Consider the following 19,049-nt stretch of genomic DNA (forward strand, 5'->3'; position numbering starts at 1 on the left):
TTAATTTTGATAAATCAAAAATAAAAAACACAGCATGAAAGACGAAAAACCACTAATATTAGTAACCAATGACGATGGAATTCTTGCTCCCGGAATTAGGGCTTTAATAAGCGTTATGGAAACCATTGGCGATGTCGTTGTTGTTGCTCCAGACAAACCTCAAAGTGCTATGGGGCACGCCATCACGATAAATAACACCTTATTTTTAGATAAAATTTCTAAAGAAGAGGACACAATTACAGAATACAGCTGTTCCGGAACCCCGGTTGACTGCGTAAAACTGGCGGTAAATGAAATTTTAAAAAGAAAACCAGACCTATGTGTTTCTGGAATTAATCACGGATCAAACTCCTCTATAAATGTTATTTATTCCGGAACAATGAGCGCCGCTGTCGAAGCCGGAATAGAAGGAATTCAAGCCATAGGATTTTCTCTTTTAGACTTTGACTGGAATGCCGATTTTGAACCTATTAAATCATTTGTAAAAAAAATAGCGCTTGAAACATTAAAAAACAAACTTCCTCCGGGTGTAGTTTTAAATGTAAATTTCCCCAAATTAAAAGAAAAAGACATTAAGGGAATTAAAATCTGTCGTCAGGCAAAAGCGTATTATGCACAGAAATTCGACAAAAGACAAACTCCTTTCGGGAAAGATTATTACTGGCTTACCGGTAAATTTACAAACGAAGACAATGGCGAAGATACAGACGAATGGGCACTTGAAAACGGATATATTTCTGTAGTTCCTGTTCAGTTCGATTTAACAGCACATCATACTATGCAGCAACTTAATACCTGGAAATTAAATGGATAAAAAAGAACTTATTATCGGCTTTTTTGTGGGCATATTTACTTCGCTTTTGGGAAGTTATTTATTCATAACCTTTTTTACAAAGTTTGATATTTCTACCGGAATTCAAACATTAAGACAAATGGGATATTTAGGAAAAGTAATTACAATTGGAACCGTTTTAGATCTTGCTGTTTTTCTGCTTCTTCTAAAAAGAAATAAAGAAATGATGGCTCGAGGCGTGATTTTAGCCGTGATTGTTCTCGCTATTTCAACCATAATTATTTAAATCCTATCTTTGTGCTGCAATAAAAATTCGTTGATATGAAATATTACATAATAGCTGGCGAAGCTTCTGGAGATTTACACGGTTCAAATTTAATGAAAGCATTATACGAGGAAGATCCTCAGGCTGACATTAGATTTTGGGGCGGCGACTTAATGCAAAAAGCCGGCGGAACATTAGTAAAACATTATCGCGAATTGGCTTTTATGGGATTTGTTGAAGTTGTTTTTAATTTAAAAACGATCTTAAACAACATTAAAATCTGCAAAAAAGATATCTCTGAATTCAAACCGGATGTTATTATTTTTATTGATTATCCAGGTTTTAATATGCGTATTGCAAAATGGGCCAAAGCACTGAATTACAAAACACATTATTATATTTCTCCACAAATTTGGGCTTGGAAAGAAAATCGTATCAACGCTATAAAACAAGACGTTGACAGAATGTTTGTTATTCTGCCTTTCGAAAAAAGTTTTTACGAAGACAAACATCACTTTCCGGTAGATTTTGTTGGACATCCATTAATTGATGCCATTCAAAACCAGCCTGCTTTTAATGAATCGGCTTTTAGAGCAGAACATAATTTGGGCGAAAAACCAATTATTGCCGTTTTACCGGGAAGCCGTAAACAGGAAATTACAAAAATGCTGAGCGTAATGCTTAGCGTTGTTGATGATTTTCAGGATTATGAATTCGTTATTGCTGGCGCACCAAGTCAGGAATATGAATTTTATCAGCAGTTTTTAAAAAACAAAAATATTGCATTTGTTTCTAACAAAACTTACGATTTACTTCGTTCGTCAACCGCAGCTTTGGTTACTTCTGGAACAGCAACTTTAGAGACAGCTCTTTTTAAAGTTCCAGAGGTCGTTTGCTACAAAGGAAGTTCTATTTCTTACCAAATTGCAAAACGAATTATTACATTAAAATACATTTCGCTTGTAAACTTAATTATGGATCAGGAAGTCGTAACCGAATTGATTCAGGGCGAATGCAATACAAAACGCATCAAAGAAGAATTAAACAAACTGCTTGAATCTTCTTACAGAGAAAAACTGCTAAAAAACTACGATATTTTAGAACAAAAACTTGGCGGAATTGGTGCAAGTAAAAAAACAGCCAAACTTATTGTTGCCGATTTAAAATCTTAAATATTTCTGTTTTGAAAAAAATATTCGCCTTCCTTCTTTTATCAATCGTATTGGTTTCTTGTAAATCGACTTCGACTGCTGTGAGCAAAAACGAATCGAAAAAAGAAAATAGATATGTTGTAAAAAATTTAATCGAGAAGGCGACAGACAATATTGGAGTTAAGTACAAAGCCGGAGGTACAACAAGAAGCGGGTTTGATTGCTCGGGATTAGTTTACACAACTTTCGAAACCGAAAACATAAAGCTACCGAGAAGCTCTTACGAGCAGGCAAAAATTGGAAAAGTTATTCCGTTAAGCAGCGCTCAAAAAGGCGATTTAATTTTTTTTAAAACCAACAAAAGTAAACAAATCAATCACGTTGGACTTATAACCGAAGTCAATTCAGATGAGATTAAATTTGTGCATTCCTCTACTTCAAAAGGTGTTATAATTTCTTCTACCAAAGAAGCTTATTACAAAAACTCATTCGAACAAGTAAACAGAATAATCGAATAGTTTAAAATAAAATATATTTATTTTCTTACAAATATTTAATACTTTTATGCCATGAAAGTATTAGATTTTCCTTTAGTAAAAATTACGATTGGTTTTCTTATCGGGATTTTGACTGCTTATTATTGCCAGCCTTCAATTGAAACTGCAATTTTATTTCTTATCTTCTGCGTAATATTATTTTGTGTTTCTTATTTTCTTTCGAAGAAAAATAAAAACACCACTATCTTATTTGGAGTCAGCAGTTATTGTATTTCATTTTCAATAGGAATCTGCGTTCTGCTTTTTCATACGGATACTTTCGATAAATCAAACTATATACATTCAAACACCGCTTTTGATGAGCCTCAGTTTATCACATTCATCTTACGAGAAAAACTCAAAAGCAATGATTATAACGATCGATATATTGGACTTGTAAACAGTATTGACAGTAAAACTTTTTCGGGTAAAATTATTGTAAATATCCAAAGAGACAGTTTGCAGAATCCGTTACTAATTGGAAATATAATTCGAGTTAAAACCGTTTTGCAAAAAATATCTTCGAGCAAAAATCCCAATCAATTTGATTATGCTAAATACTTGGCCGACAAGCAAATTTACGCTCAGGTTTATTGCAAAAAATCTGAAATCAAGATTCATAAAATCATCAAAAAAGACATTTGGTATTATTCCGGTCGGTTACATTCGACTATTCTTAAAAATCTGGAAAAAGCAAATTTCAGTAAAGACGAAATGAATGTAGCACTGGCTTTGATCTTAGGACAGCAGCAAGAGATTTCAGCCGATATTATAAAGGATTATCAGTATTCCGGGGCTACGCATGTTTTATCTGTTTCCGGTCTTCACGTGGGGTTTATAATGCTTTTCATCATGTTTATTCTAAAACCTATTTCAAATACCCGAAAAGGTTCTGCCATAAAACTAACTTCTATTTTAATTTCATTGGCTGGTTTTGCCGTTATATCAGGTTTGTCGCCTTCTGTTTTGCGTTCTGTAGTTATGTTTTCTTTTGTTGCCATTGCAAACCATTTACGCCGAAGCGGTAATATATACCATACATTGCTGGTTTCTATTTTATTGATTCTACTTTTTGAACCGTACTTTTTATTCGATGTTGGTTTTCAGCTGAGCTATTTGGCGTTGTTTTTTATTGTTTGGCTCCAGCCGATATTAAAAAAAATATGGTCTCCAAAAAACAAAATATCACTTTATATCTGGGATGCCTTAACTGTTTCTTTTGCAGCACAAATTGGTACTTTACCATTATGTCTTTACTATTTTCATCAATTTCCGGGATTGTTTTTTGTAACCAATATTATAATTCTTCCTGTTTTATCCTTTATTATGATTGCCGGAATTATTGTCATGATTATAGCCATCTTTACAAGCCCGCCTGCGATATTGGTTTATCCATTCGAAAAAAGCATTTTCATTTTAAACAAAATGATTCATTATGTTGCTTCACTCGAATCGTTTGTTATTCAGGATATCAGTTTTAATTTTTATTACTTAGCCACACTGTATTTAGTAATAATAAGCGCCATAATCTGGCTGAAAAAACCGAGTTATAACAAACTGGTTATGGCATGCATTTCTCTAATTCTTTTTCAGATATCTCTTCTTTATACTAAAAAAGAAACAGCAAGTCAGAAAGAATTGATTGTTTATAATATCAAGAAAAACACTTTAATTTCTAAAAGAAACGGACGAGACATCACTCTTTTTGCTCATGATACCATTAGTGATAAAAGTTCAAAAAGCAATGCTTTTAATTCTTACCTAGTAGGCAATTTTGCTGTTTTAAATTATTCTCAGCAAATTAAAAATGTTTTATTTTTTAATGGAGAAAAAATCTCCATTATTGACAGCACAGGAATTTATGAAAATAAAATCCAGCCCGATATTTTGATCCTGACTCAATCTCCTAAAATAAACTTCGACAGACTTTTAATCGAACTTCATCCTAAAATTATTATTGCAGATGGATCTAATTCCTATGCGCTTCAAAAAATATGGAAAGCCAGTTGTGCGCAAAAAAACATCCCTTTTCATGCCACTGCCGAAAAGGGATTTTATAGCTTAAATTAATCGATTTTAGTCTGGATTTATAATTAGATTTGAATCTGTGATCCAAGCTTTTGCTCCTGCAGAATTATAAGACATTCTTCCTAATGTATTAAAGCTCGTTTTTCCTTTTCGGAGAGCGCCGCTGGCAAAACAAACCTCTGGAATGTTCTCTACTCCAAAAGCATTTTTTAATCTTAAATTTTGCTCTCGAGTGTCATTGTCTATACTTGAGTCGGACAAATCGATTTTTACCAAAATTACATTCTTGCGAGACCATTTTTCAAAATCAGGAGTTTTAAAAACTTCATTTTGCAACGCTTCAGATACTCCTGCTGCTGTGAAGAAAATAAGCATAGGTTTTCTTTGTTCATTACTTAACGTAATGGCATCAGTAATGTTCGTTTTCCAATCTAAATTTTGAGATCTGGCTAAAATTGTAATTAAAAAAAATAGCAGGATAAGTAGTTTTCGGGTCATAATTATTGGTTTTTGGCTGGGTTAATAAAACTAAATTAACACAAAACCAATTTCCAACAATCGTCTTTAAAACAAATAGTTACAAAAAATGAGCATTAAAATGAAATTAATTATTTAAAGTTCGATATTTGAAAAAAACGAAAAATTAAGGCCTCTAAAATATTAAATGTACAACACACATTTTAAATTGTTTAAAAAAATATCCCTTTCCGGCATAGCCGAAAAGGGATTCTACAAATTAAACTAAGAAACTTAATTTAAATTTATTACTCACTTGGATGCAGAATATTATTCGACTCTGCAATCCATGATTTTGCTCCTCCTGGTTTATAAGCAATTTTGCCAAGAGCACTAAAAGTTGTTTTATTTTTTCTTACCGAAGCCACTGCAAAGCAAACTTCCGGAAGATCCTGAACTCCAAAAGCGTTCTTTAATCTGATATTTTGTTCTTTATCACCATCAGAAGCTGTTGAGTCTGATAAATCCAGTTTTACAAGGATCACATTATCGCGTGACCACACAGCAAAGTCCGGGGTTTTAAAGATTTCATTTTGAAGATTTTCTGGTACACCTGAGGCAGTGAATAAAATTAACATTGGTTTTTTTTGTTCATTACTAATGGCTATTGCATCAGTCATATTAGTTCGCCAGGCAAGAACTTGAGCCTGAGTGAAAAATGAACCTAAAAAAAACAGTAGGACAAGTAATTTTTTAGTCATATTTATATTGGTTTTGGTTAGTATAGCGCAACTAAATTAACACAATATTTTAATTATCCAAATTATATAAACTTAAAAATTACATTATATGTTTTTTTATACATAAATTAATATATAAATAACAATTTCAACACAAGTAAATGAAAATCTTTTCTTACTAAACAAAAAAACTCCCTACATCGCTGTAAGGAGTTTAATATATAAAGTGTATTTAAAATCTTTTTATTTATGACTTTTTAGGATGAACAATTCCTTCAGCAACTGTTAACCAAGCAGATGGCCCTCCGGCAACATATCCTGTTTTTCCAAGCCCTTTAAAATTAATTTTTCCGTCTTTTGCTTCGGCACTTGTAAAAAACACTGTTGGAAATCCCTGGATCCCAAAAGCTTGCTGCAATTCATTATTTTGATTTTTAAGCTCCGGAGTCTGTGCGACACTTCTTGGATAATCTAACTCTACCAAAACAACATTATCAACAGCCCATTTTTTAAATTCTGCAGTTTTCAAAACCTCATTTTGTAAACGAATACACCATCCGCACCAATCACTTCCTGTAAAAAACATCAACATAGGTTTTTGTTCTTTATTACTAACATTAATAGCTTCTTTAACGTCAGTGTACCACTTTAGTTCTTGCGCCTGCGTTGCAAATGCTCCAACTAAAAACAATGTTATGAGTAGTATTTTTTTCATGGTCCTTTTAATTTTTTACAAATTTAGTCAAAAAAAGAATCACTAAATGTCGCCTATTTTACTTCTTGCATTAATTTTCTAATTAATGGAGTTGTAACAATCAAAACAACACCTGCAATTAAAGAATACAATGCTAATTGATAATATCCGTCTGTATAAGCGATCAACTTAGACATTAAAGTTGTCCCTGTATTAGCATTAGACATTTCAGCTCCTAATTTTCCTGCCGCAAACTGTCCGAATGCACTCGATAGAAACCATAATCCCATCATCATCCCGAACAATCGTTTAGGAGATAATTTTGTAATTACCGACATCCCGATTGGCCCGATACATAATTCTCCAAGAGTATACAAAAGATATCCTAAAGCAAATACATCAAGAGAACTTAATCCGTCTGCATTTACAAAAAATCTTGCACTGTAAAAAATAAAGAAACCAGCGGCAAGCAAAATAAATGACAAACCAAACTTAATAACGGTATTTGGCTCAATTTTTCGTTTGTATAGGAAGATCCATAACAATCCCACTAAAGGGCTAAAAATAATAACATAAAGTGAGTTTATACTATTATTTACAACGTTTGGATCAATATTAAAAAACAACAATTTGTTTGTCAAATTATCTTTAGCAAACAAAGACAACGAACCACCAGACTGCTCTGAAATAGCCATAAACATAAAGTATCCAAAAATAAATACAAACGCCGCCAAAAGTTTACGCTGCTGTTTAGCATCTTTTATTTGTATTAACTCATATAAAAAATATCCTATTGCAGCCACTCCAATTGTGTACATGAAATACTCTGTAAAATCTGAGTTGATAACCATAATATATACTAATGGTATTACAACAAAAGAACCTACATAAACAGCTGTTTCGTAAAGATTACGTTTTTTAGGCGTGTGATTTTCTAATGGCGAATTTCCAATTGGCGCTAAATGCTTTTTTGTTAAAAGGAAAGTTATAACTCCAATTATCATAACAATCGCCGCAGAAAGAAAACAAAGACTCCATGAATAGTTTTTTCCTAAATAAATTGGAATTGCTCCTCCAAGCATTCCTCCAATATTAATTCCGGCATAAAACAATCCGTAACCTGCATCACGGCGTCCGTCATTTTCATGATACAACTCCCCTACCATTGAAGATACGTTTGGCTTAAAGAAACCTGTACCAATAATAGAAAGTGTTATTCCGTAATAAAAAAAATCGTGCGGCGAAGCTGCGATAAGCAAGTTCCCCAAAATCATTACAATTCCTCCAAAAAGAAGTGATTTCTTAAATCCTAAAATTTTATCTGCAAAAATTCCTCCAATAAATGTAAAAGCATATACAAAAGCCTGAATTGCTCCATATTGAAGATTTGCTTTTCCTTCCAGCAGCCCTAATTGGTCTACCATAAAAAAAGCTAAAACACCACGCATTCCGTAGAAACAAAAACGTTCCCACATTTCAACCAAAAACAAGTACCACAATTGTTTTGGGTACTTGCCTTTAAAATTCTGAATTTCCTCTAAAGTTAATTTACTTTCCATATTATCTAACGCCATGCATCATTTTTTTCAAGAATGGAGTCAAAGCAAATAAGATAATTGCTGCGATACCTGTAAGCACTACAAATACCATAAAAAACTCATATAAATTGTGTATTTCGAATCCGGCAAAAAAGTGGTTATGAGCACTAATTTGGTGCTGCTCTAATAAAGATAACTGCTCCGGAGTTGGTACAATTTTGTTATCTAAAACAGCTTGAAGATCGATTCCCAATTCTTTTGCTTTTGCAAATTTATCACCCGTTGCCGGTAAGATCGAACCTAAAGTTCCTCCTAATGCATAACCAGATGCGTTAGACAAGAAGAATACTCCGTATAATAAAGATGCAAAACGTTTTGGAGATAATTTACCTACTAATGATAAACCAATTGGAGATAAACACAACTCAGCACATGTATTTAAGAAATATAACAAGATAAGCCATTTTACTAATAACAACCCTGAAGTTCCAATATAAGAAACCTGAGTCGCAATCATGAAGAAACTGATCGAAATTACCACTAAACCTACAGCTAATTTTACTGGAGAAATTGGCTCTTTGTCTTTAGCTCTTAAAGTATCCCAAAGAATACTGAAAGGCACCGCCAAGATCACTACAAATAATCCGTTAAAGATCTGAACCATTGATGGAGGCATCTGCCATCCGAAGAAGTTTCTGTCTGTTTGGTTATCGGCAATAAAGGTTAACGATGAACCTGCCTGCTCAAAAGCAGCCCAGAAGAAAATAATAAAAAACGAAACGATATAAATTACAATAATTCTATCTCTTTCGATTTTAGTTAAAGAGGTATCTGAAATAATCAATCCGGCCAATGATAAACCACTTGAATAAATCAAAGTATAAATTAAGTTTTGACCTACTATATAATGAAAAAAGAATCCTAATGCAATAAATGCAATTCCGGCAATTGCTAAAGCTTTACTAGAAAAGTTCGCTTTTTGAGCTTCACCTTCTTCAAAATCTGAAGCATCATTTTTAGAAGGAAGTCCTCCTAATGGCTTTCCTTCTGGAGAAACCACATATTTATTTTTCAAGAAATAGAAAAGAATTGTTCCTAATAACATCGCAACAGAAGCCGCCATGAATCCCCATCTAAAAGCGTGGATATCTCTAATTCCTCCAGCATCTTTAACATCTCCCAATATAGGACAAATAGACTGACCTAAGAAAGCTCCAATGTTAATCCCCATATAGAAAATAGTAAAAGCACTATCTAATTTTGTTTTTTCTTGTTTTGGATATAAACTTCCAACCATACTAGAAATGTTTGGTTTGAAGAATCCGTTACCAAAAACAATTACTCCTAATGCAGAGTACATAATGATTTTTGCTAAACTTAAATTAGACTCAAAAACACTTCCACTTGTAAACAAAAGCATTTGTCCAATTGCCATTAGCAATCCTCCCAATAGGATACAATTTCTGTTTCCTAAAAAACGGTCGGCAATAAATCCACCTAACATTGGTGTTAAATAACAAAGTCCAAGGAAACCTCCATAAATTAAAGACGCTTCTTCTTCCTTCATCAATAATGAATTCACAAGAAATAAAGTTAATAAAGCTCGCATTCCATAGAAATTGAATCGCTCCCACATCTCCGTTCCAAATAATACCCAAAGCCCTTTTGGATGCGCAGTTTTTACTCGAGTTTCTTCCATATTATTCACTATTTATTTGATTTTGATAAAGTTATATTATAAATTTTCTTTGATAAAGTTAGTCATTTTATTATAAAGCTGAATTCTCGTTTTGCCGCCAAAAATACCGTGGTTTTTATCTGGATATATTTGAGAATCGAATTGTTTATTAGCCTGAATTAAGGCTTCCATCATTTGCATTGAGTTTTGAACATGAACGTTGTCATCGCCAGAACCGTGAATCAATAAAAACTTACCTTTTAATTTATCAACGTGATTTATTGGAGAGTTTTGGTCGTACCCGCTTGCATTTTCCTGAGGAGTCTGCATGTATCTTTCAGTGTAAACACTGTCATAAAATCTCCAGTTTGTAACCGGTGCCACAGCGATTGCCATTTTAAATACGTCATTTCCTTGAAAAATACAGTTAGAAGCCATAAAACCTCCATAACTCCATCCGAAGATTCCAATTCTTGAAGCATCAACATAAGGATATCCTCCAATTACTTTTGCTGCATCGATTTGATCTTCAACTTCGTATTTTCCTAATTCTTTTTGAGTTACTTTTTTGAAATCAGCACCTTTAAAACCAGTTCCTCTACCATCAACACAAGCTACAATATAACCTTGTTGTGTTAGTGAAGCAAACCAATAATCATCAGTATTATTCCAATCGTTATTTACCTGTTGTGAACCCGGACCAGAATATTGGTACATGAAAACAGGATATTTTTTAGAAGGATCGAAATCTTTTGGTTTTAAAATCCAAGCATTTAGTTCGTTTCCTTTTGCTGTTTTTAAAACAAAGAATTCTTTTGCAGGAAGGTTATATGCTTTTAATTTATCAGCAAGTGCCTGATTATTTTCGATAACCTGAATTTCTTTTCCTGTTTTAGCCTCATTTAAAGTATAAGTTGTAGGCTGTAAATTGCTTGAGAAAGTAGTAATGAAAAATTGGAAATTCGGGCTGAAAGTCGCAGCACTTGTTCCTACTTTTGAAGTTAAACGGGTTTTGTTTTTTCCGTCTAAACCAATTCTGTAAATATCTCTGTTAATAGAACCATTTTCTGTAGATTGGTAGAAAATAGTTTTTGTTTTTTCGTCTAAGCCGTAGTACGAAACCACTTCCCAGTTTCCTTTTGTAACCTGAGTTTTAAGTTTTCCGGTTTTGTCATATAAATAAATATGATTGAATCCGTCTTTTTCGCTTGTCCAGATAAAGCTGTTATCTTTTAAGAAAGTTAAATTATCTGTAACATCAACATAAGCTTTGTCTTTTTCATTTAAAACCACTTTTGCCACAGCTGTAGTTCCGTCAACAAAAAGTAAATCAAGATTGTCCTGGTGGCGGTTTAAAACCTGAGCCGATAATGTATTATTATCATTTGTCCACTGCATTCTTGCGATGTAGAAATCATTATAATTTCCTAAATCAACCTTCTTAGAAGCATTTCCAACCGCATCATAAATATGTAATGAAACTACCGAATTTTTTTCTCCAGCCTTAGGATATTTAAAAGTTTCGATTGTTGGATATAAATCCTTGTAAAACATTGACATAGAAAACTCAGGAACCTGGCTTTCGTCAAAACGAATGTAAGCTAGTTTTTTACTGTCTTTACTCCAGTCAAACGCCCGTACAAAAGCAAATTCTTCTTCGTAAACCCAGTCCGTAATACCGTTTATAACTGCATTTTTCTTTCCATCTGTAGTAACAGCTGTTGATTTTTTAGAAGCAACATCATAAACATATAAATTGTTCTCTTTAGCATAAGCGATTTTTGATCCATCAGGAGAAAAAGTCGGCTCCTGAATTTGAAAATCAACCAATTTTGTCAAAGATTTTGAAGCAATATCGTATAAAAAGTAATCTGCTGTAAAAGAGTGACGGAAGATTTTTTTAGAATTACAAGCAACTAAAATCTTTTTTTCTGCAGCATCGAAGATATAACTGTCAATTCCGTTTGAAAGCTCTTTATGGTTTTTAGTATCAATAAGATTCGATACTTTTTTTAGAGTTGCAAAATCGTACAAATCAATCTGCATGCTTCTGCTAGCCTGATCAACATTTAAAACTGTATATTGATTTGTATTTTTTAAGGATTGCAGCTCGTCCATTCCTTTTGCGCGAAATGCCCCGCTATAAATATTTTCAACCGTTATTTTTTGCTGCCCAAAAACTGTTGCAACTATAAATAAAAGTACTACAGTAATTTTACTTGTATTCATTAGAATTATTTTAAATATAAAAAGAGCCCAATTTTAGTAAAAAAAATAAACATAATACACATTTTAAGTGTTAAATGTTAAAAAAAATAACGATTGCGTATTTTCATGTTTGAAATACGTTGCAAACAAAACTCTTAAAATAGTATCTTTGCCGCAACATTATTATTTAATATATTGAGAATGAACAACGCTGTTGCCGGATTTTCTAAATTATCCAAAAAAGAAAAAATAAACTGGATCGCCAATGAATATTTTTCGACTCCCGAAGAGGCTTTAAATATTATAAGAAATTACTGGAATTCAGACGAAAAGCTTCAACAGCTGCATGATGAATTTATCGAAAACACGATTACCAACTTATATATCCCGCTTGGAGTTGCCCCTAATTTTTTAATCAACGGAAAGTACAAAACTATTCCAATGGCAATTGAAGAAAGTTCAGTTGTAGCTGCTGCATCAAAAGCAGCTAAATTTTGGGCTGTGCGTGGCGGCTTTAAAGCAACCATAATTGATACCGAAAAAATTGGTCAGGTTCATTTTAATTTTAATGGTGATGCTGAAAAATTACAATCTTTTTTTCAAGACATAAAACCAAAGTTTTTTTCTGACACACAAAGCATTACAAAAAACATGCAGGAACGTGGCGGCGGTATATTGGATATCCAGTTAAAAGACAAACGAAACTTACTCGAAAATTATTACCAGCTTCATTCCACCTTTGAAACCAAAGACAGCATGGGCGCTAATTTTATCAATTCATGTCTGGAGCAGTTTGCAACAACTTTAAAAGAGGAGTTTCAGCATTCTGATTTATTTTCTGAAGAGGATACGCTGACGGTAATCATGAGTATTTTATCAAATTATGTCCCGAATTGTCTTGTAAGAGCAGAGGTTTCATGCCCAATTGAAGATTTAGCCGAAAAACATATTCCTAACCCACAGGATTTTGCAGAGCGTTTTGTTCAAGCTGTTCAAATTGCCGAAATCGAACCTTTTAGGGCTGTAACACACAATAAAGGTATCATGAATGGTGTCGATGCCGTGGTTTTGGCAACAGGAAATGACTTTAGAGCTGTAGAAGCCGGCGTTCATGCCTACGCCTCAAAAAATGGTCAATACGCGAGTTTATCGCATGCTAAAATCGAAAAGGGAATTTTTACCTTTTGGCTTGAAATTCCTTTAGCTTTAGGAACCGTAGGCGGTCTGACTTCTTTGCATCCGCTGGTAAAATTATGTTTAGAAATGCTGGAGAAACCTTCGGCAAAAGAATTAATGGAAATTACCGCTGTTGCCGGTTTAGCACAAAATTTCGCAGCGCTTCGTTCGTTAACGACAACCGGAATTCAGGAAGGACACATGAAAATGCACCTAAATAATATCATCAATCAATTTGAAGCTACTGACGAAGAACGTCATTTAATTAAAGCTCATTTTAAGAAAACGGCCGTTTCACACAGCGCTGTTGTTGAATTTATTGAAAGTTTAAGAAAATAAAATATATAAAAATTCCAAAAAATTATATCCTCAAAATAAAATTCCAAATTCCAAGATAATTGGAATTTGGAATTTATCCCGAAACTTCGGGATTGGAATTTGTTTTAAAATCAAAGCATGAAAACAACCTTTTACAGTAACGGAAAACTATTAATCTCTGGCGAATATCTAGTATTAGATGGTGCCGATGCATTTGCGCTCCCAACAAAATTTGGTCAGGATTTAATTGTTGAAGAAGGAAAAAACAATATAATTGAATGGAAAAGCTACGATTACGACAAACACCTTTGGTTTGAAAACAGCATTTCATTTGATGAAGTTGTAACCAATCCAGCTTTTGAGATCGAAACTGTAAAAACAACCTTAATTACCATTTTGCACGAAGCCTATATTTTAAATCCTGATTTTATTAAAAAATCAAACGGATATAAAATAACCACAAATCTTACTTTTCCAAGAAAATGGGGATTAGGCACATCTTCTACCTTAATTAACAATATTGCTCAATGGACAAAGATTAATGCCTTTACGCTGCTTAAAAACAGTTTTGGAGGCAGCGGCTACGACATTGCCTGCGCACAAAACAACACTCCTATTTTATATAAAGTAGAAAACAATTTTGTAGAACCGGTTACTTTCAATCCAGATTTTACAGAAAACATCCATTTTGTTTATCTTAATAAAAAACAAAACAGTAAAGCTGCCATACATGCTTATAACAGACACAAAGAGCAAAACTTAGGCAAAAGCGTCATTAAGAACAATAAAATAACACATGAAATTCTGAATGCTCAAACTATAAAACAGTTTGCCTACGCAGTCGAAAAACACGAAATACATTTAAGCAATATCCTGGAAATCGAAACAATTAAAGAAATCGCTTTTCCGGATTTTGGTGGTGCTGTAAAAAGTCTTGGAGCTTGGGGAGGAGATTTTGTAATGGTGGTTTCAGAAGAAGATCCGAAACATTATTTTGTCTCAAAAGGATACGAAACCATACTTTCGTATAACGAAATGATCCTGCAAGAATAAAAGCTTCTATTTCTAAAAAGTTAGTATTTTACTTTTTGTTCTTCAATATGCTGTGCTTCTAAGTGCCGGACTTTTTCATTTTCCTGCTCATTAGATTCAATAAGCGTATTGTGCAAACGCTCCGCCATCTTTTCTATACTGTTTGTAATAGAATCATACACCAATTCCATTCGTCGGTGTTTTTCTTCTTTTACAGCTCTTAAAACATCATCTACAAAAACTTTATCGTATTTCTCAGCAACCGAATCACGGGTATTGGTAAGTCTGATAACATAATCGTTACTCAAAATCGTAACCTTAAAATGCTGCTCTTCGTTACTTAAATAGTATTTTCCACCCAATTCATCAACATTGATGTCAGTGCTGCTAACTTTTAAAAGTTCTGTAATTATTCCAAAAATATGATTTTCAATTTTAGAATACACTTTAGGTTTTCTTCTTAAAAAACTAAACATATTAAAAAACATTAAATCTCTGAGTATTAAAGTATTTTTTTGTCATTGCCCCACAATCTTTATTAACATTAATAGTCAAAATTTTACATTTGTTAAAATAAAAATTTCGGCAAATTAACTGTAATAATTTGAAAATCACAAATATTTCAGATTATATTTCCATAATTCCCATATAGTTAAGGAAATTGCATACAATAATTACTACAAACCGTTCGTCTGTTTTTTAAACAAAGAAAAACCCGAAACATTCAATTGAACGTTTCGGGTTTTTTATTTTTTTATTTTACTAAAACTAGTAATTAAATTGTAATCTGTTGTCTTCAATTTTAGCATTGTTTTTCAACGCTGGTAAAATTCTGCTTGCATCAGATGCGCTTTGAGCTTTTACTTTAGCAACATACTCTGCATGGTTTGCAAGAGCAGGAGCTTTTACAGTACTAATGTTTTTTACAACATAAACTCCAGTATTACCTTCAATTGGAGCAGAAATTTTATTAGCAGCTAAAGCAAATGCATTACCCACAACTTTTGGCTCTTGTCCAACTCCACCTGGTAAAACAGGATTATCTAAAGTTACATTAGCAGCTTGTTGTACAGCTACACCAGCATTTTTAGCAATAGCCTCGATGCTTGAACCTGTCATTTTAGCTTTTAAAATTTCAGCTTTTTTCTTGTTTTTCAAGATTGGCTCTACATAAGGTCTTGCCATAGTAACAGAAACTAAACCAGATTTGTTTTCGCTTTTGTATTGAGCAATTACGTGACCAACATTAGCTATTTCAAAACGTTTTACGTCTCCTGTGTTTGTTTCTTTATCAAATGCCCATCTAACGATGTTTCTTTGGTTTCCTAATGGTCCAAATTGTTCGTCCATTGCTTTCGCAGAAATTGGAGCCGCAACTTTTAAACCTAATTCTTTTGCTGTAGCAGCAAAGTCTTTATCAGCAGCTTCCATTTCGAATTTAGTTGCTAATGTAAATACTTTATCAGAAGTAGCTTCAGACGGCTCAATTTTTTGAGCAATTGTAGCTAAACGAATTCCGTCTTGTTTATCTGTAATTTTGATAATGTGGAAACCGAAAGGAGTTTCTACTAAACCAATTTTTCCAATTCCGTTATTGAATACAAAATCATTGAATGGTTTTACCATTTGGCCTTGACCAAAATATCCTAAATCACCACCTTGTTGTGCAGATGAGTCATCAGAGCTTGTAAAAGCCAACATCATGAAACTATCAGGATTTGCCTGAACCTGAGCTAGAATTTCTTCAGCTTTAGCTTTAGCTTCTTCTTTAGTTCTTTTTTCTTTTTGGTTTGGAGTTTGAGAACCTTCGTAACCAATTAAGATATGACTTGCTTTTGCGTTAACACCAGCTTTAAATCCTAAAGATTTAGAGATAGCATAATATCTTCCGTAAACATAAGGTCCGTAAATTGATCCTGCCGGTAAGCTGAATAATTTATCAGCATCTACTGCCGGAAGACTATTTTTAGCCACATAAGTAGAATCGTAAGGAACATCAGAATTTGCATTTACAAATTCAGCAATGTTCGTAGCGTTTCTAAAACCTGGCAATGTATCGTTTTTACCTGTTTTTGCGTTGTAAACAACACTTCCAGATAATAAAGCAGTCATTTTAGCTTTAATTTCAGCCTCATCTTCTTTCGAAGCTTTGTCTTCTACTAAAACGTATTGAATTTCACGAGTTGCATCCGCTTTGAATTTTTTCTCGTTTTTCTTCATATAATCTACGATATCTGAATCAGAAATTTTTACATCACTATCTTTAATAGAAGAGTATAATGCTCCAGCGTAAGCAAAGTTTACTTTGTTCGCTTCCATTTCATACTTTAATTTTCCTTCACTAGCAGTTGTGTAAAGTCCAGATTTTACTAAAGTATTGTAAATTTGAAATTTCGCATTTAACTCAGCATCTTTTTCTTTTTCAGAAATATATTGAGCTGCCTCAGGGTTTGCTTTAAAGTAGTCTTTAAATTTAACTACGTCAAACAATCCTGCTGCGTTTAAAAACATAGGGTTTTTACCAATATTTGGATCTGATTTCAAAACTTCAAGTAAGTGTTTTTCACCAACTCTCAATCCTAATTTATCAAACTGAGTTGACAATAAAGCGATTGAAACTTCTTGATCCCAAACTCTGTTTGCAGCTTCAGTGGAAGTAATTCCTTGACCACTTTTTTCAAGATTACTAACTTTAACTCTAAAGTCTTCAAATGAAATATCTTTTCCATCGATGCTTCCTACATCTTTTGAACTTTGACCAAAGGTTCCTCTAGTAAATAGATCTTGTATTATAAATGCAAATAATGCAAGTGCAATAACTCCTATCAATAAAGCGGAACGCTGTCTAATTTTTGCTAAAACTGCCATTTCTAATTATCGTTAATTTTATATTCAGTTTGCGAAAATACAATTATCTAGCTAATAACAATACAACTAGTGTTTTATTTTACACAATTTTTTTTAATTCTTACAAAATTCAGTCTTTTATTGTCATTTTGACCAACTCAATTTTCTTATTTGATGCCTGTTCTATCTTGAAATGAAACCTGTCAATCACAATTTTATCGCCTTTTTGCGGAATTTCTTTTGTCGAATTTACAATAAAACCGCCTAAAGTGCCGTACGAATCTTCTTCTGGAATCATGAGTTTATAGGTTTCATTTAAATACTCCACATCTAATCGAGTAGAAAACAAATACTTACCATCTCCTAAATCCTGTTCTATCAATTCTTCGTCTAAATCGTGCTCGTCTTCGATTTCTCCAAAAAGCTCTTCGACAATGTCTTCTATCGTAATGATTCCCGAAGTTCCCCCGTATTCATCTAAAACTACGGCTACATTTTTTCGTTTTTTTATTAAAGTACTCAAAGCATCTTTTATCAGAATCGTTTCCGGAACAAATTCAACCGTCATTAAGACTGATTTAATTGTTTTTGGTTTTTTAAACAAATCAAATGAGTGTACGTATCCTACAATATCATCAAGAGAATTTTGGCTTACTACGATTTTTGAATATCCGGTTTCTACAAAAAGATCTTTTAAATCCGAAACGCTTTCAAATAAATCTATTGCAACAATCTCTGTTCTGGGCGTCATGATATCGCGTGCCTTTACTCCCGAAAATTCTAATGCATTCTGAAAAATCTGAATTTCAGAATCGACTTCATCATCATCTTCAACAGAATTCATTTGTTCTGTAATGTAATTTCCGAGTTCGATTTTACTAAAGTACAATTGCACCTGATCGCCTTCGGTTTTAAAAAACTTTCTCAAAATAAAGTCGGATATCCAAATGAAGAATGTCGAGATATAATAAAAAAGCCTGTAGAACAAATAAGCCGGAACTGCAAAAATCTTAATTAGAGAATTAGCATAAATCTGAAAAAACACTTTTGGAAAAAATTCGGCTGTAATTAAAACTATAAAAGTCGAAATTACAGTCTGAACCAAAATAGTGGTCAGGTTTGAAAACTGAAAACCAAAACCAGTTATCCACGCAAGGGCGACATCTCCCATATAAAAACCGTAAATAACCAGCGCTACATTGTTGCCAATAAGCATTGAAGCTATAAACTTTGAAGGGTTTTCGGTAAGTTTGGTTAAAATTTGAGACAGAAAATTATCTTGTTTCTTTTCAATTCCAAGATAAATTTTATTGGAGGAAATAAAGGCTATTTCCATTCCTGAAAAAAAGGCTGATAGTATTAAACATAGTATTATAATACTAATTTCCATTTTTATTATTTTTTATTTCGGTCGTTGTACTTATTAAGAAATCTTCTCCTGAAGAAAAACATAAAAATTGCCATTCCGGCAATAACAAAACTTAAAGGATAACCTTCATTGTTCTCATTCAGTTTTACTACTCCATCATAAATAAAGTAAACTGCAAATAAGATATAAACGTATTGTGTGTATTTTAAATAACCCATAA

17 protein-coding genes are annotated in these 19,049 nt (G+C 33.0%); 7 read left to right on the forward strand and 10 right to left on the reverse strand.

The window, feature by feature from the left end:
* Nucleotides 1–34 precede the first annotated feature (34 nt).
* The 5 genes from surE to AC1RRQ_RS06440 are packed head-to-tail and all read left to right on the forward strand — an operon-like array spanning nucleotide 35 to nucleotide 4,815.
* Nucleotides 35–814 (forward strand): 5'/3'-nucleotidase SurE, encoded by a 780-nt coding sequence (surE, locus tag AC1RRQ_RS06420; RefSeq protein WP_493022182.1) that lies wholly within the window; start codon nucleotides 35–37, stop codon nucleotides 812–814.
* Nucleotides 807–1,079 (forward strand): hypothetical protein, encoded by a 273-nt coding sequence (locus AC1RRQ_RS06425; protein ID WP_493022183.1) that lies wholly within the window; start codon nucleotides 807–809, stop codon nucleotides 1,077–1,079. The genes surE and AC1RRQ_RS06425 overlap by 8 nt, the downstream gene beginning before the upstream one ends.
* A 35-nt stretch (nucleotides 1,080–1,114) precedes the next feature.
* Complete coding sequence (gene lpxB, locus AC1RRQ_RS06430) at nucleotides 1,115–2,230, forward strand: lipid-A-disaccharide synthase (RefSeq protein WP_493022184.1); 1,116 nt, start codon at nucleotides 1,115–1,117, stop codon at nucleotides 2,228–2,230.
* Nucleotides 2,231–2,241: 11 nt separating this feature from the next.
* Nucleotides 2,242–2,727 (forward strand): C40 family peptidase, encoded by a 486-nt coding sequence (locus AC1RRQ_RS06435; protein WP_493022185.1) that lies wholly within the window; start codon nucleotides 2,242–2,244, stop codon nucleotides 2,725–2,727.
* A gap of 51 nt (nucleotides 2,728–2,778) precedes the next feature.
* Nucleotides 2,779–4,815, forward strand: coding sequence for a ComEC/Rec2 family competence protein (locus tag AC1RRQ_RS06440; RefSeq protein WP_493022186.1), 2,037 nt, complete (start codon nucleotides 2,779–2,781; stop codon nucleotides 4,813–4,815).
* A gap of 6 nt (nucleotides 4,816–4,821) precedes the next feature.
* Here the strand turns inward: AC1RRQ_RS06440 and AC1RRQ_RS06445 are convergent, their stop codons facing one another.
* The 6 genes from AC1RRQ_RS06445 to AC1RRQ_RS06470 form a co-directional block, all read right to left on the reverse strand.
* Complete coding sequence (locus AC1RRQ_RS06445) at nucleotides 4,822–5,271, reverse strand: thioredoxin family protein (RefSeq protein ID WP_493022187.1); 450 nt, start codon at nucleotides 5,269–5,271, stop codon at nucleotides 4,822–4,824.
* A gap of 266 nt (nucleotides 5,272–5,537) precedes the next feature.
* Entirely contained in the window at nucleotides 5,538–5,990 is a 453-nt protein-coding gene (locus tag AC1RRQ_RS06450; protein ID WP_493022188.1) for a thioredoxin family protein, read from the reverse strand.
* Between the two features lie 226 nt (nucleotides 5,991–6,216).
* Nucleotides 6,217–6,684, reverse strand: coding sequence for a thioredoxin family protein (locus AC1RRQ_RS06455; protein ID WP_493022189.1), 468 nt, complete (start codon nucleotides 6,682–6,684; stop codon nucleotides 6,217–6,219).
* Nucleotides 6,685–6,737: 53 nt separating this feature from the next.
* Nucleotides 6,738–8,222, reverse strand: coding sequence for a peptide MFS transporter (locus AC1RRQ_RS06460; RefSeq protein WP_493022284.1), 1,485 nt, complete (start codon nucleotides 8,220–8,222; stop codon nucleotides 6,738–6,740).
* Between the two features lies 1 nt (nucleotide 8,223).
* Entirely contained in the window at nucleotides 8,224–9,900 is a 1,677-nt protein-coding gene (locus AC1RRQ_RS06465) for a peptide MFS transporter (protein ID WP_493022190.1), read from the reverse strand.
* Nucleotides 9,901–9,936: 36 nt separating this feature from the next.
* Nucleotides 9,937–12,108, reverse strand: a complete 2,172-nt coding sequence (locus tag AC1RRQ_RS06470) for a S9 family peptidase (protein WP_493022191.1) — start codon at nucleotides 12,106–12,108, stop codon at nucleotides 9,937–9,939.
* Nucleotides 12,109–12,288: 180 nt separating this feature from the next.
* On the opposite strand from AC1RRQ_RS06470, the gene AC1RRQ_RS06475 reads away from it, so the two are divergent.
* Together AC1RRQ_RS06475 and AC1RRQ_RS06480 are read left to right on the forward strand one after the other, a co-directional pair.
* A complete protein-coding gene (locus AC1RRQ_RS06475) occupies nucleotides 12,289–13,602 on the forward strand; it encodes a hydroxymethylglutaryl-CoA reductase, degradative (RefSeq protein ID WP_493022192.1) in 1,314 nt (437 codons plus the stop codon).
* A 117-nt stretch (nucleotides 13,603–13,719) separates the two neighbouring features.
* Nucleotides 13,720–14,634 carry a GYDIA family GHMP kinase gene (locus AC1RRQ_RS06480; RefSeq protein WP_493022193.1) on the forward strand — a complete coding sequence of 305 codons (915 nt, stop codon included), beginning with the start codon at nucleotides 13,720–13,722 and terminating at the stop codon, nucleotides 14,632–14,634.
* Nucleotides 14,635–14,654: 20 nt separating this feature from the next.
* On the opposite strand, the gene AC1RRQ_RS06485 is transcribed toward AC1RRQ_RS06480, so the two are convergent.
* The 4 genes from AC1RRQ_RS06485 to AC1RRQ_RS06500 all read right to left on the reverse strand — a co-directional run bounded on the left by AC1RRQ_RS06485 (nucleotide 14,655) and on the right by AC1RRQ_RS06500 (nucleotide 19,047).
* Complete coding sequence (locus tag AC1RRQ_RS06485) at nucleotides 14,655–15,089, reverse strand: hypothetical protein (protein WP_493022194.1); 435 nt, start codon at nucleotides 15,087–15,089, stop codon at nucleotides 14,655–14,657.
* A 292-nt stretch (nucleotides 15,090–15,381) separates the two neighbouring features.
* Nucleotides 15,382–17,481: a peptidylprolyl isomerase gene (locus AC1RRQ_RS06490; RefSeq protein WP_493022195.1), complete on the reverse strand. Its 2,100-nt coding sequence runs from the start codon at nucleotides 17,479–17,481 to the stop codon at nucleotides 15,382–15,384.
* Between the two features lie 109 nt (nucleotides 17,482–17,590).
* A complete protein-coding gene (locus AC1RRQ_RS06495) occupies nucleotides 17,591–18,850 on the reverse strand; it encodes a hemolysin family protein (RefSeq protein WP_493022196.1) in 1,260 nt (419 codons plus the stop codon).
* A 5-nt stretch (nucleotides 18,851–18,855) separates the two neighbouring features.
* A complete protein-coding gene (locus AC1RRQ_RS06500) occupies nucleotides 18,856–19,047 on the reverse strand; it encodes a hypothetical protein (RefSeq protein ID WP_071636096.1) in 192 nt (63 codons plus the stop codon).
* Nucleotides 19,048–19,049: the final 2 nt, after the last annotated feature.

Source organism: Flavobacterium sp. GW821-FHT12A05 (genome assembly GCF_058807735.1).

Bases quoted from the DNA above. Each gene is read 5' to 3' on its own strand.
- surE (WP_493022182.1), top strand. From the start codon at position 35: ATGAAAGACGAAAAACCACTAATATTAGTAACCAATGACGATGGAATT.
- AC1RRQ_RS06425 (WP_493022183.1), top strand. From the start codon at position 807: ATGGATAAAAAAGAACTTATTATCGGCTTTTTTGTGGGCATATTTACT.
- lpxB (WP_493022184.1), top strand. From the start codon at position 1,115: ATGAAATATTACATAATAGCTGGCGAAGCTTCTGGAGATTTACACGGT.
- AC1RRQ_RS06440 (WP_493022186.1), top strand. From the start codon at position 2,779: ATGAAAGTATTAGATTTTCCTTTAGTAAAAATTACGATTGGTTTTCTT.
- AC1RRQ_RS06445 (WP_493022187.1), bottom strand. From the start codon at position 5,271: ATGACCCGAAAACTACTTATCCTGCTATTTTTTTTAATTACAATTTTA.
- AC1RRQ_RS06450 (WP_493022188.1), bottom strand. From the start codon at position 5,990: ATGACTAAAAAATTACTTGTCCTACTGTTTTTTTTAGGTTCATTTTTC.
- AC1RRQ_RS06455 (WP_493022189.1), bottom strand. From the start codon at position 6,684: ATGAAAAAAATACTACTCATAACATTGTTTTTAGTTGGAGCATTTGCA.
- AC1RRQ_RS06460 (WP_493022284.1), bottom strand. From the start codon at position 8,222: ATGGAAAGTAAATTAACTTTAGAGGAAATTCAGAATTTTAAAGGCAAG.
- AC1RRQ_RS06465 (WP_493022190.1), bottom strand. From the start codon at position 9,900: ATGGAAGAAACTCGAGTAAAAACTGCGCATCCAAAAGGGCTTTGGGTA.
- AC1RRQ_RS06470 (WP_493022191.1), bottom strand. From the start codon at position 12,108: ATGAATACAAGTAAAATTACTGTAGTACTTTTATTTATAGTTGCAACA.
- AC1RRQ_RS06475 (WP_493022192.1), top strand. From the start codon at position 12,289: ATGAACAACGCTGTTGCCGGATTTTCTAAATTATCCAAAAAAGAAAAA.
- AC1RRQ_RS06480 (WP_493022193.1), top strand. From the start codon at position 13,720: ATGAAAACAACCTTTTACAGTAACGGAAAACTATTAATCTCTGGCGAA.
- AC1RRQ_RS06485 (WP_493022194.1), bottom strand. From the start codon at position 15,089: ATGTTTAGTTTTTTAAGAAGAAAACCTAAAGTGTATTCTAAAATTGAA.
- AC1RRQ_RS06490 (WP_493022195.1), bottom strand. From the start codon at position 17,481: ATGGCAGTTTTAGCAAAAATTAGACAGCGTTCCGCTTTATTGATAGGA.
- AC1RRQ_RS06495 (WP_493022196.1), bottom strand. From the start codon at position 18,850: ATGGAAATTAGTATTATAATACTATGTTTAATACTATCAGCCTTTTTT.
- AC1RRQ_RS06500 (WP_071636096.1), bottom strand. From the start codon at position 19,047: ATGGGTTATTTAAAATACACACAATACGTTTATATCTTATTTGCAGTT.